This window comes from Pantoea ananatis LMG 2665, from assembly GCF_000710035.2.
In the GTDB taxonomy this organism is placed as follows: domain Bacteria; phylum Pseudomonadota; class Gammaproteobacteria; order Enterobacterales; family Enterobacteriaceae; genus Pantoea; species Pantoea ananatis.
In genome coordinates this window covers 574,478-587,687 of the sequence record NZ_JMJJ01000004.1, presented here as the reverse complement: position 1 = coordinate 587,687, position 13,210 = coordinate 574,478, and the positions used below count along the sequence as shown (strand labels likewise).

Here is a 13,210-nt window from a genome sequence, read left to right as displayed (position 1 = left end):
CAGGTTGATCTTTATCCAGGATGCCATTACTGTACATCCATACAGTCAACTGCTGAGTGATTAATTTATGCGCACCCAACATACCAGTAATGTATGCTCTGCTCACCGTTACGCTTCGTCCTCTGTTCCGGCTACTCATAAAGGCTGGATTACTGAATTACGCTATAGCGAACAACCCGGAATGATGCAGATGCTGCTGTTACCACTGCTTCAGCAATTAAGCCAGCAGTCTCGCTGGCAGCTGTGGTTAACCCCCGCGCACAAGTTGAGCCGGGTCTGGATGCAGGAAGCCGGTTTGCCACTTGAGAAAAGTATGCATATCGCCGATGCTGAACGTTACAATGCCGTTGAAGCGATGATCAAAGCGCTGCGCACAGGAAATTACAGCGTGGTTTTGGCCTGGATTCCTTATGAATTAGACGTGGACGAACGTCGTGAACTTGAACGTGCAGCAGCGGAAGGAAAGGCGTTGGGGCTGATTTTACGCTCGGGTGAAACCCTCAAAACGGCAGTAAGACCAGAAAACTCGCTAAAAATTCAGTCTGATTTGTTTCATTAAGTAAAAAATGAGATTTATCTCAAGCAGTTTTTTATCTCGCTTAAGGCTAAGGCACTGATTCTGCTCCCCCCAGCAATGACAACGGCTTAGCCCCCATTTTGTGGGGTAAGCACCTCACAGAAGTTCAGGGTAAATTGTTAGAATTTATGTATAAAACACTGTTTTTTTACATAAGTGCCTCACATCACACTTGTAAGTTTCCAATCTCGTTGTAGACTTTATCTCGCCAGGGTGCTCAATAACCTCCGTTTTTTGCGGTAGAGTCATAAGCGAGCGTTTTGACCCGGCGAAGGATTAAACCAAGAGCAACCTTTATGCTCATTGCCTATTTGGATGATAACGAGGCGCAAAATGAAAAAGACAGCTATCGCAATTGCAGTGGCACTGGCTGGCTTCGCTACCGTAGCGCAGGCCGCCCCAAAAGATAACACCTGGTACACCGGTGCTAAACTGGGCTGGTCTCAGTATCACGACACTGGCTACTACGGTCACAATTACCAAAACAACGACGGTCCAACTCATGAAAGCCAACTGGGCGCAGGCGCGTTCGCTGGTTACCAGGCTAACCCATACCTGGGTTTCGAACTGGGCTATGACTGGTTAGGCCGCATGCCTAATAAAGGCAACCAGATTAACGGCGCATTCAAAGCACAGGGCATCCAGCTGGCTGCTAAACTGAGCTACCCAATCGCAGACGATCTGGACATCTATACCCGCCTGGGTGGCATGGTATGGCGTGCAGACTCTACTCAGCAGAACCTGGCTACTGGCACTCGCATCAGCGACCACGACACCGGTGTTTCTCCACTGGCAGCCGTTGGTGTTGAATATGCTCTGACCAAAAACTGGGCAACCCGTCTGGATTACCAGTGGGTTAACAACATCGGTGATGCACAGACCGTTGGTGCTCGTCCAGACAACGGCATGCTGAGCCTGGGTGTTTCTTACCGCTTCGGTCAGGATGATGTTGCTGCGCCAGCTCCGGCTCCAGCACCAGCTCCAGCACCAGTGGTACAGACCAAGCGTTTCACTCTGAAATCAGACGTTCTGTTCACCTTCAACAAGTCAACCCTGAAGCCAGAAGGTCAGCAGGCTCTGGATCAGCTGTATAGCCAGCTGAGCTCCATGGATCCTAAAGACGGTTCAGTTGTTGTTCTGGGCTTCACCGATCGCATCGGTTCAGAGCAGTACAACCAGAAACTGTCTGAGAAACGTGCTCAGTCAGTAGTGGATTACCTGGTATCTAAAGGTATCCCTGCTAACAAGATCTCTGCTCGCGGCATGGGTGAATCTAACCCAGTAACTGGCAACACCTGTGACAGCGTGAAAGGTCGTAAGGCCCTGATCGACTGCCTGGCGCCAGACCGTCGTGTAGAAATCGACGTTAAAGGCATCAAAGACGTGGTAACTCAGCCACAGGCTTAAGTTATCCGTTATGAAAAAACCCCGCTTATGCGGGGTTTTTTTTGGCCTGAATTTATCAATGCTGCTCATCCCGTATCGCGGAGTCTGAATCCGTAATCTCTCGCGTGAACTCAGGACTCTTTTTCAGACCCTGGATGACCTAATATTGCCTGCAGATCCTGCTTTAACGTTGACATCTGACTGGCATACTTCTCTTTACGTTCGGCATCTTCAATAAGCTGTACGATGGTTTCAGACAGCGTATTGTTACGACGTTGCGCCAGCCCTGCCAGTCGCTGCCAGACCAGATATTCCAGATCGATTGATTTTTTTCGGGTGTGCTGGTGCTCAGCATTGAAGTGACGTTTACGCCGGGCGCGGATAGTTTGCTTAAGCCGGTTATCGAGGTCGGGGTGAATATGCTGGCTGATCCAGTTGTTTATCTCTACCGGATTATTTTCCATCACCAGTAATTTATCCACCGCGGCCTGCGCAGCGCTAAGTTCAAGGTGACGCGTGATCAGTTCACCCTCCCGATGTTTTTTCACCAGGTATTTCCACTTCCATCCACTTTCAAGATTTTCGAGCTGCTGGTATTTCATCGGAATCTCATCGTGATCGCGTAACAAACTAAGAATAACAGCTTTTTTACCGGATGCAGCAACGAAAAACATGCTGCCAGCGTCACAACATCTGAATGAACTCTGCAGTGCTTAAGCAGGGTGAATCCTGTATAATCTCGCTTTTCTCAAAACAGACAAATGCGATTATTTTGACCAGCACTCAACTTACGTGGCAAACCTTACAGCCGGATAGCACGCAATATCAATCCGTTTTCTCCCGAATCGCTGATGAAGAGACCGATGCCCTGGCAACGGTACAGCCCCGACTGCTGAACGCGCTGGCCCACTTACATCATCAAAGTCAGGGTCTTCCCCTGCTGCTGGTTCGCAGCCAGGAAAACCGTGAATACCTTGCGCTGATAGCAGAGGCGGCTCAACGCGTTATGGGTGAGTCATCAATCCTGTCAGGCGGTGACTACCATATTCTGGCCGACAACGTCACGTTGCAACCGCCTACCGACAGCCAGCGCCCTTTTACCAGCCAGGGCGGGATTCACTATGCTGACTGGATCGAGCAGGAGCAGCTGTTTGGCTGCGTGCGGATGCACAAAGATCGGATCCAACTTGAGCCAGGGCTGATCCATCGCGCCAATGGCGGAACGTTAGTCCTTTCACTTCGTGCTTTACTCACTCAGCCGCTGCTGTGGCTGCGTCTGAAAAAGAGCATTGAGCAAGGCTACATCGAGTGGCAATCCCAGGACGAACGTCGTCCCCTGCCGGTTTCCGTGCCTCCGCTCCCGCTCAAGCTTAATCTGGTGCTCTGTGGCGAGCGCGATACGCTGGCCGATTTTCAGGAGCTGGATGCTGAAGCGCATGAAATGGCGATCTACACCGAATTTGAAGAAAATATTCAGATTGTGGATGAAGACGACATGCTCGCATGGTGTCGCTGGACGGTCGATCTGGCCGGGCAGGCTGATATTGCTGCACCCGACGAAGACTTCTGGCCCGAACTCATCAAAGAAGGTGTACGTTACAGCGGCGATCAGGATACGCTTCCGCTCTGCCCTCGCTGGCTGCTGCGCCAACTGCGCGAGACCGCGTTGATGGGAGAGACGCTCAGTGCTGAAGCGCTGCGTGACGCCCTGGAAGCGCGCCTGTGGCGTGAAAACTACCTTAATGAACGTATGCGTGATGAAATCCTGCTACGACAGATTTTGGTTGAAACGGAAGGTGAGGTCGTCGGCCAGATAAACGGCCTGTCGGTTGTGGAATATCCCGGTCATCCGCGCGCCTGGGGCGATCCCTGCCGTATTACCTGTGTGGTGCATCCTGGCGACGGTGAATTCACCGACGTCGAACGCAAAGCGGAGTTAGGCGGCAATATTCATGCGAAAGGCATGATGATTATGCAGGCCTATTTAATTGCTGAACTGGAGCTGGATCAGCAACTGCCCTTTTCCGCTTCGCTGGTATTTGAACAATCCTATTCCGAAGTTGACGGCGACAGTGCATCGCTGGCAGAACTGTGCGCATTAATCAGCGCCCTTGCCGGTGCGCCACTGAATCAGCAGATTGCGGTTACGGGCTCGGTGGATCAGTTTGGTAATGTGCAACCGGTTGGTGGGCTGAATGAGAAGATTGAAGGATTCTTTGATATCTGCCATCAGCGCGAGTTAACCGGTCAGCAGGGAGTCATTATTCCCGCCTGTAACGTTCGTCACCTTAGCCTGAACCAACAGGTGGTGAGCGCGGTGGAAGAAGGACGCTTCCATATCTGGGCGATCGACAGTGCGGATGAAGCGCTGCCGCTGCTTACGGGGAAAATATGGAATACGGAAGACGGCGAAGGCGAATGCCTGCTGCGCACCATTCAGGAGCGCATCAGTCAGATGAATCAGCCTGAGCCCTCACCGCGATCCTGGCCGCTGCGCTGGCTTAACTGGTTTAACCACCGCTAATCCTGTTTGCTCAGCGTACAACTGTTCGCTAATATTCGTGATTCACTAAAAGAAGGCATATTAAGAACATGGTAGATAAACGCGAATCCTATACCAAAGAAGACCTGATTCTGTCCGGTCGCGGTGAACTGTTCGGCGAAAATGGTCCACCGCTTCCATCCGGCAATATGCTGATGATGGACCGCGTGGTCAAAATGACCGAAGACGGTGGTAAATACGATAAAGGCTTCGTAGAAGCTGAACTGGATATCAATCCGGACCTGTGGTTCTTTGGTTGCCACTTTATTGGCGATCCGGTGATGCCCGGCTGCCTGGGTCTTGATGCAATGTGGCAGTTGGTTGGCTTCTATCTCGGCTGGTTGGGCGGCGAAGGCAAAGGCCGTGCGCTGGGTGTGGGCGAGGTTAAATTCACTGGCCAGGTTCTGCCAGAGGCGAAAAAAGTCACCTACCGTATTCACTTCAAGCGTGTGATCAACCGTAAACTGGTGATGGGCGTTGCAGATGGTGAAGTGCTGGTTGATGGTAATCTGATTTACACCGCCAGCGATTTAAAAGTCGGTCTGTTTAAAGATACCGCAGCGTTCTAATCGTTCCCCAGAAACGAAAACCTCCGCTTAGTGCGGAGGTTATATCCCTTTTCAGTGACATCCGGCTAAGCAGCAGCCGACCTGTCCTCCATGGCTTGTCGCCAACCTCCCAACCAGTGAGACTTAGCATCTATCATTTGATACGGACACATCTCTTTAGAGCGTCCTGTAATACCTGCTTGATAACCACGTGAATGGGCGCGCTCAAGGCGGTCTCGTTTCTGTCTCTTCATACTCCGTGTCCCTCATGTAAGGTCTGTGGAATCTGGTGGAAAGAAAAAGGTGACTAATAAATGTTCAGCCACCCTTTTGTTTTACTCGCTCTGTATGAAAAGATCAATGCGCAATATTCACGCCAATGTCACAAATGTGACCTGAAGTGGACATGAATTTTCTGTTTCGTGATGTAAGCCTATTGCTTTATCCACATGATTTATATAGAAACCCGATGTTATGTCAGAAAATAAGCTCTAACCGAAACAACAGGTTGACTACAAGCGCGTTCCTGTCGAATTCTCAGAGGCCACATTGCGGGCAATCTGTTGCGCAATTTGCTGCCAGCCCTGAGCAAGGGTTTTGACAAGGGCATCATAGCCATCTTCCTGCTGTGGCAACACCAGGTTGAAAGCCTGCTTTGTGAAGCGTCCCTGATGTTCCAGCGTCCACTGCCCGCTAATGACCGCTTTGCCGTCATAGCGTCCCTGGAAATCGTTGACCGTAATGTTCAGGGTGTCATGTTCCTGCCCCATTAACGTCTGAGTCACCAGCCGACCCGGTAACGCTTTGGTGAGATTGGTTATCATCGTTTGCTGTAGCTGCTGATCGAGCGGGCTGGCCCACAAATTATTGGCGGCGATAACGTATTTAACATCGCTGGTTTGATATACCAGCCCATTACCCGCCAGATAGTCCGGAACCACAACCTGCTGTACCCATAAGGTCGGCTGTGCATTTGCCTCACTGCCGATCACCTGCATCGAGGCTGCCCCTGAGGGCAGCTGATAGTAAGTGGTATTCACCGTGCTGCTACAGGCACTCAGTGCGAGAGCGGCCAAAAAAACGAGTCCTTTTTTCATTGTTTCGCCCTCTTCGGCTGGGGATCCTGTCCCGGTTTTGCTTCAAACACTAACGCATTACTTTTGGCATTTAGCGTCTTCAGCACTGGCTGCAGTTCGCGCAGCACCTGATCAAGCCGTTGCATATCGCCCACCAGCTTGCTGTAGGCCGGTGAGCCAGGCTGCAGGCCTTTCATACTGCGGTTGAGCTCACGTAGCGTTTGCTGCGTCTCTTCCGGCAGCGTTTTCATCGCCGGACTGCTGGTTACGACGTTAATGTTGTCGATGGTACGTTGCAGATCGCGCAGGGTTTTCTGGCTCTCCTTCAGCGTTCCGGTGGCTTCCGACACCATATTGTTGAGCGGTAGACCGTTAATTTTATCCAGCGCAGCCATCAGTTTCTGCTGAATCTGGCTCAGGCCACCACTCACCGTCGGGATCACTTCATAACCCGCGACTTTATCTGGCCCTTTATAGGCAGGGGCATTGTCATAGAAGTCGATATCGACAAACAGCGCGCCAGACAACAGGTTGCCGGTTTTCAACGTTCCGCGCAGGCCACGTTTCTTACCGTCCTGCAGATGCTGCTCAAGATCGAAGTTTTCACCCAGACGGCTAATAAAGCGATCGGGTTCAATGCGAATCAACACCGGCACGCGGTAGTCATTATTCAGCGCCTGCGCAGTGCCCGCATTCATGAACGGCACCTCCGCAACGGTACCCAGACGAATGCCGCGAAATTCAACCGGCGCGCCCACCTGCAATCCACGAATCGAATCAGAGAAGAACATCAGATAGTCGATATGATTGGTATACAGTGAATCCTGAATACTGCGCTGATCGTCAAACAGGTGATATTCAGCCTGATTCTGCGCCGCCTTACCTAAATCCCAGCCGTCAGGCACGTCAAAGCTGACCCCGCCGCTAAACAGCGTGGTGAGCGACCCCATTTCAACCCGCATGCCTGATGCCGACATATCCACCGCGATGCCGCTGTCTTTCCAGAAACGCACATTCGTCGTCACCAGACGATCGTAGGGGGCGGCGACAAACAGCTGATAGGTCATCATGCGCTTATCGGTGTCGAAGCTGCTGGTTTCAACGGTGCCGACACGGTAGCCGCGAAACAGCACCGGATCGCCAGCGTTAAGCTGCCCCGCTTTTTTGCTGTCGAGTGTAATACGAATGCCCTTCGCATCAGGCGGCGCTAACGGCGGCGCATCCAGCAAGGTGTACTGATCCAGGGGAGCTTTTTTGGTACCAGGCTGCAGCTCGATATACGCACCAGACAGCAGCGTTCCTAAGCCCGTAATGCCTTCGCGACCGACCTGCGGCTTAACGACCCAAAATACGCTGTCGCTGTGCAACAGCTTTTCCATACCTGAATTCAGTCGGGCTTTAATCTCAACGTGATGGAGATCGTCTGTGAGGACGGCACTCTCGACCACACCGACATTGACGCTGCGGCTTTTGATGGTGGTTTTACCCGCTTCAATTCCCTCTGCGCTCTCGGTGATCAGCGTCACTTCCGGTCCCTGATGGCTAAAATGATAAAACAGAATCCAGCCGCCAATTAACAGCGTGACAATAGGGACGATCCATACCGGTGACCAGCGCTTAATCTGATCCACTTTGGCATGGCCGTGATTATTTTCCGTCAAGATGCGGCTCCTTCATATTTTTCTCACCAGCACGATCCCAAGTTAAGCGCGGGTCAAACGTCATTGCTGCAATCATGGTCAATATCACCACCAGCGCAAACAACACCGCTCCCCATGCCGGATACACTTTCATTAACTGTCCCATACGCACCAGCGCGGAGAGCACGGCAATCACAAAGACGTCGATCATTGACCAACGCCCAACAAACTCAACCACCTCATAGATCAGGTGCATTTTATGGCTGTCGCGCTGCCCGCGTCCGCTGGCATCCCAGCACAGCCAGCCAATCGCCAGCATCTTCAGAGACGGAACCATAATACTGGCGATAAAAATCACCAGCGCGACCGGATAAGATCCATCGCCCCAAAGTAAAATTACCCCGGCCATGATGTTCGAGGGCATCGCCGATCCCAGCGTTTCGGTAATCATAATCGGCAGCAGATTGGCGGGCACATAAAGCATAACGGAGGTTATCAGCAGCGCCAGTGTCCACTGCAGGCTGTGTTTACGGCGGGCATCGGCAACCACGCCGCAGCGCGGACATTCCCGCTGTGTCACAGGTAACACCGCAGTGCAGCACGGACAGGAGCGCAGGCCCTGGCTTAATCCGCTTACGCCTGCCTGGGGCGCATGGGGTAAAGACGGCATCGCTTCAATACGATCCCACAGCCAGCGGCGATCCAGGCACTGAAATGCGCGCAGTTGCAAAAGGCAAAACAGACACCAGGGCCAGAAGCTGGTTTCGAGGCCAATTTCGCCATAGGCCATGAGCTTGACGAAACTGACCAGCACCCCGGCCATGAAGATTTCTGCCATTCCCCAGTTGCGCATATGAAAAAGGATACGCGCCAGGCCCAGTTTCAGGCTGACGGGCATTTTCACCTGATTGACCAGCAGGACAATGGTGATCATACAAAAGGCGGGAATTCCCTGGACAAACAACAGGAACAGTGTGGCCAGGCTGGCGTAATCGTCGGCCACCATCACCCTGGGGATTTGCATCAGGCTGATCTGACTGGACAGCCCGGCGACTTTCATGGTGATAAACGGAAACAGATTGGCAAGCACCAGCATAAACAGCGCGGCCAGCGCGTAACCGGTCGGACGCTTACGCGGCTCCGACCAGTTGACGGTCAGGGAGGTATGGCAGCGCGGACAGGACGCTCGGCTGCCAACGGGAATGGCCGGCAGTTTTACCATTAAGTCGCACTGTGGACAGAGCATCCACGCGTTCGTTTTCTCTGCTGAACACATCCCCGCCCCTTAATGACTATGCGCCGTTTCTCATTGATTCCAGCTCTTCCCAACGCGCAAAGGCGGTTTCCAGCTGCTGTTCGACGTCAGCCAGTTCATCAAGCACCGGCTGCGTTTTATCGTGTGGCTGACTGAAAAAATCCGGATGACTCATTTTGGCCTGAAGCTCGCCAATACGCGCCTCTAACTGTTCCAGCTTTTGCGGTAACTGTTCCAGTTCACGCGTCAGGTTATAGCTTAGTTTGTTCGCGTTACGTTTGGCAGCGTCATTTTTCGCATCGGCAGGCTTGAGGGCACTATTTGTCCCCTTTGCTGAGCCCTGCACCTTTTGCTGTTTGTACGCTGCGCGCTGCTGCTGCGCATCGTGATAGCCGCCGACAAAGGTCCCTATCTCGCCGTTGCCTTCAAAAATCCAGCATTCGGTTACGGTGTTGTCAACGAACTGACGATCGTGACTGACCAGCAGCACGGTGCCCTGGTAACCGTCGATGAGCTCTTCCAGCAGCTCCAGCGTTTCCACATCAAGGTCATTGGTCGGTTCATCAAGGATCATCAGGTTACTGGGACGCAGGAACAGACGCGCCAGCAGCAGGCGGTTACGTTCCCCACCCGACAGCGCCCGGACCGGCGTCATCGCGCGTTTAGGATGGAACAGGAAATCCTGCAGATAGCCCAGCACGTGACGCGGTTTACCATTGACCAGCACCTCTTGTTTGCCTTCCGCCAGGTTGTCCATCACGGTCCGATCGGGATCGAGTTCCGCACGGTGCTGATCGAAATAGGCCACTTCAAGTTTGGTCCCGGAGTGCACACGACCGTGATCGGCCTTCAGCTGTTGCAGCATCAGACGCAGTAACGTGGTTTTACCACAGCCGTTCGGCCCAATCAGGGCGATCTTGTCCCCGCGCTGCACCTGGGCTGAGAAATCTTTCACCAGCTGCTTGCCGTCTACCGCGTAGTCCACGTTTTCCAGTTCAAAGACAATTTTGCCGGAGCGTGATGCTTCACCGACCTGCATATTGGCTTTGCCCATGACTTCACGGCGTTCTGAACGCTCGCGACGTAAGGCTTTTAACGCCCGAACGCGGCCTTCATTACGGGTTCGACGTGCTTTGATGCCCTGACGGATCCAGACTTCTTCCTGTGCCAGCTTGCGGTCAAACTCAGCATTTTGCATCTCTTCAACGCGCAGGGCTTCTTCTTTGCCTTCCAGATACGCGTCGTAGTTACCCGGCCAGGAAACCAGCTTGCCGCGGTCCAGATCCACAATACGGGTGGCCATATTACGGATAAAAGAACGGTCGTGAGAGATAAAGACGATACTGCCGCTGAAGCTTTTCAGGAAGGTCTCCAACCAGTCAATCGTTTCAATATCAAGGTGGTTGGTGGGCTCGTCCAGCATCAGTACGCGAGGATTACTGACCAGCGCACGCCCCAGCGCGGCTTTACGCAACCAGCCACCGGACAGAGACGACAGTTCTGTGTCCGGCGACAGACCAATCTGCTGCAGCACGTCCATGATACGACTTTCCAGCTGCCACAAATTGTGATGATCCAGGATGCCCTGCAGACGCGCCATCTCATTGAGATTTTTATCACTGGGATCGTCCATCACCTGGTGCGAGATCGCATGGTAGGCTTTAAGATGCTCCGCCTGCTCTTCGACGCCCTCTGCCACAAAATCATAAACTGATCCGGTGATATTGCGCGGCGGATCCTGCTGGAGCCGCGCCACGACCAGATCGGTTTCATAAATGATGCGTCCGTCATCCAGCGGCTGCTCGCCGTTGATGATTTTCATCAGTGTGGATTTGCCCGCCCCGTTTCGGCCAACCAGACACACGCGCTCATTTTCTTCGATATGCAGTTCGGTATTGTCTAACAGAGGCGCATCGCTAAAAGACAGATAAGCGCCGTGGATACTAATCAATGACATGAAACTTATTCCTTACCAGCATGAGTGATCAGCCAGCAGTTATGAATTTGGCGATTACGCGCAAAATCCTGTGACAGGGTTTTCTGAGTGATGTCCTGAGCCTGGAGCCCCAATGCGTTAAGGCCATCCAGATCCATTTTGAAACCACGTTTATTATTCGAGAACATGATAGTACCGCCTTTACGCAACAGCCGTTTCAGGTTACGCATCAGCATCATATGATCGCGCTGCACATCAAAACTCTCTTCCATACGTTTTGAGTTAGAGAACGTGGGCGGATCGATAAAGATCAGGTCGAAATTTTCGTCGCTCTCGTTCAGCCAGCTCAGGCAGTCGGCATGCAGCAGGCGATGCTGACGACCGGTGAGGCCGTTCAGCCGCAGGTTACGCTCTGCCCACTCCAGATAGGTACGCGACATATCCACGGTGGTGGTAGAGCGTGCGCCGCCCAGACCCGCATGCACGCTGGCAGAGCCGGTGTAAGCAAACAGGTTCAGGAAATCCTTGCCCTGACTCATCTGACCCAGCATCTTGCGGGCAATACGGTGATCGAGGAACAATCCCGTATCCAGATAGTCAGTCAGGTTCACCAGGAAACGGGCGTTAAATTCCTGCACTTCAAAATAGTCGCCCTTCTCACTCAGCTTTTGATACTGCGCTTTGCCCTTCTGACGTTCGCGCGTCTTGAGGATTAAGCGGTTTGACGGCAGCTCCAGCACGCTCAGCGTGGCACTAATCACGTCAAACAGGCGCTGACGGGCTTTATTCGCGTCGATGGTTTTGGGTGGCGCATATTCCTGCACCACCACCCAGTCCGCATAGCGATCCACGGCCACATTATAGTCCGGCAGATCGGCGTCATAAATGCGGTAGCACTCGATGCCTTCCTGGCGCGCCCACTTATCCAGCTTCTTGAGGTTTTTGCGCAAGCGGTTCGCGTAATCTTCAGCAATCTGATTACCGCGCTCAGCGCTGTTGGCCGACAGCTGATAGTTTTTCTGCACACAGTCCAGCGGGCCATTTTTGGCTTTGAACTGACGGTCGGCACGCAGTTGCAGACAGCTCAGTAGTTCGGGCGATGCGCTAAACAGCGACAGATTCCAGCCGGCGAAGTGCTGCTTCATCAACCGGCCAAGCTGGCTGTGCAGCGCAATAAGCGCAGGCTCACTTTCAAGACGTTCACCGTAAGGTGGGTTACTGAGCACCGTTCCCGTCACCTCAGTCTGAAGAGGATTCTGCAGCTTCAGCAAATCCTGTTGGCCAAAGGTGAACAGTTCAAAAACGCCGGCACGACGTGCATTCGCTTTTGCCCATTCCAGCACCCGTCCATTATTGTCATAACCAAAAAAGCGCGCCTGGCACGCCGCCGTCCCGGCACGGGCACGGGCCTGAGCATCGCTCTTGACCTCGCGCCACAGGCTTTCGTTAAAACCGGCCCATGCCGTGAAGCCCCATTGGTTACGCAGTAAACCCGGCGCGCGGTCGCAGGCCATCAGCGCAGCTTCGATCAGTAACGTGCCTGAACCACACATCGGATCGATGAGCGGCGTGGACGGCTGCCAGCCTGAACGCATCACAATCGCTGCGGCCAGGTTTTCTTTCAGCGGCGCCTGACCCGTTTGCTGACGATAGCCGCGCTGATGCAGGGCACTGCCGCTTAAGTCCAGAGCTATACTGGCGCGGTCGTCATCAAGCCAGACGTTAATACGAATATCGGCCTGTTCACGATCGACGTCCGGGCGTGCCAGGTTACGACGGGTAAAACTGTCGACAATCGCATCTTTGACGCGCAGCGCGCCAAACTGGCTGTTACGGATCTCATCGTTGGTGCCATTAAAGTGCACCACGAAGGTTTTGTCGCTACCGAACATGGCGGGCCAGTCAATGCCCTGCACGCCCAGATAGAGATCGAGATCGCTGTAAACGCCGACCTCGGTCAGAGGCAGCAAAATACGCGAAGCCAGACGACTCCACATCAGGCTTTGGTACATTACGCGGTCATCGGCCTTGAAGTGAACGCCTCCCTGTACCACTTGCAAATCCTGCGCGCCCAGCGCGTCCAGCTCATTTTTTAACAGCTCTTCGAGCCCACGCGCCGTGCTGGCAAACAGAGAATTCATATCGTCACTTTTTTACTCTTGAGAAAATTGTTGCGCATTATAGCGAATCGCAGACCTATGTCATAAAGTTAGCTTCTTTTGTCTTGCGCGCCCGCTTCTGGAGACTTTC

The 13,210-nt window shown here is 53.1% G+C and carries 11 protein-coding genes; 4 read left to right on the top strand and 7 right to left on the bottom strand.

Annotation, left to right across the window (positions count from 1 at the left end):
- The first annotated feature begins 67 nt into the window (after positions 1 to 67).
- Entirely contained in the window at positions 68 to 559 is a 492-nt protein-coding gene (gene sulA / locus EL29_RS04525; protein ID WP_013025278.1) for an SOS-induced cell division inhibitor SulA, read from the top strand.
- Positions 560 to 910: 351 nt separating this feature from the next.
- Positions 911 to 1,984: a porin OmpA gene (gene ompA, locus EL29_RS04520; RefSeq protein WP_024470942.1), complete on the top strand. Its 1,074-nt coding sequence runs from the start codon at positions 911 to 913 to the stop codon at positions 1,982 to 1,984.
- Positions 1,985 to 2,094: 110 nt separating this feature from the next.
- Here ompA and matP read toward each other — a convergent pair whose 3' ends face one another.
- Positions 2,095 to 2,565: a macrodomain Ter protein MatP gene (matP, locus tag EL29_RS04515; RefSeq protein WP_014606174.1), complete on the bottom strand. Its 471-nt coding sequence runs from the start codon at positions 2,563 to 2,565 to the stop codon at positions 2,095 to 2,097.
- 95 nt (positions 2,566 to 2,660) lie between these two features.
- Here matP and EL29_RS04510 point away from each other — a divergent pair, with 95 nt between their 5' ends.
- Positions 2,661 to 4,487, top strand: a complete 1,827-nt coding sequence (locus EL29_RS04510; RefSeq protein ID WP_028714999.1) for an AAA family ATPase — start codon at positions 2,661 to 2,663, stop codon at positions 4,485 to 4,487.
- 68 nt (positions 4,488 to 4,555) lie between these two features.
- Positions 4,556 to 5,074 (top strand): bifunctional 3-hydroxydecanoyl-ACP dehydratase/trans-2-decenoyl-ACP isomerase, encoded by a 519-nt coding sequence (gene fabA, locus EL29_RS04505; RefSeq protein WP_008925876.1) that lies wholly within the window; start codon positions 4,556 to 4,558, stop codon positions 5,072 to 5,074.
- A gap of 65 nt (positions 5,075 to 5,139) precedes the next feature.
- Here fabA and rmf read toward each other — a convergent pair whose 3' ends face one another.
- From rmf to rlmKL, 6 genes are all read right to left on the bottom strand, one after another.
- Complete coding sequence (rmf, locus tag EL29_RS04500; protein ID WP_006118662.1) at positions 5,140 to 5,307, bottom strand: ribosome modulation factor; 168 nt, start codon at positions 5,305 to 5,307, stop codon at positions 5,140 to 5,142.
- A gap of 258 nt (positions 5,308 to 5,565) precedes the next feature.
- Positions 5,566 to 6,150, bottom strand: a complete 585-nt coding sequence (pqiC, locus tag EL29_RS04495; protein WP_028714998.1) for a membrane integrity-associated transporter subunit PqiC — start codon at positions 6,148 to 6,150, stop codon at positions 5,566 to 5,568.
- Positions 6,147 to 7,790 carry an intermembrane transport protein PqiB gene (pqiB, locus tag EL29_RS04490; protein WP_028714997.1) on the bottom strand — a complete coding sequence of 548 codons (1,644 nt, stop codon included), beginning with the start codon at positions 7,788 to 7,790 and terminating at the stop codon, positions 6,147 to 6,149. Before pqiB ends, pqiC begins: the two co-directional genes overlap by 4 nt.
- Positions 7,777 to 9,045, bottom strand: a complete 1,269-nt coding sequence (gene pqiA, locus EL29_RS04485) for a membrane integrity-associated transporter subunit PqiA (RefSeq protein WP_014593348.1) — start codon at positions 9,043 to 9,045, stop codon at positions 7,777 to 7,779. The genes pqiB and pqiA overlap by 14 nt, the downstream gene beginning before the upstream one ends.
- A gap of 16 nt (positions 9,046 to 9,061) precedes the next feature.
- On the bottom strand, positions 9,062 to 10,981 hold the full coding sequence (locus tag EL29_RS04480; protein ID WP_013025271.1) for an ABC transporter ATP-binding protein: 1,920 nt from the start codon (positions 10,979 to 10,981) through the stop codon (positions 9,062 to 9,064).
- Positions 10,982 to 10,986: 5 nt separating this feature from the next.
- A complete protein-coding gene (gene rlmKL / locus EL29_RS04475; RefSeq protein ID WP_013025270.1) occupies positions 10,987 to 13,101 on the bottom strand; it encodes a bifunctional 23S rRNA (guanine(2069)-N(7))-methyltransferase RlmK/23S rRNA (guanine(2445)-N(2))-methyltransferase RlmL in 2,115 nt (704 codons plus the stop codon).
- Positions 13,102 to 13,210 lie beyond the last annotated feature (109 nt).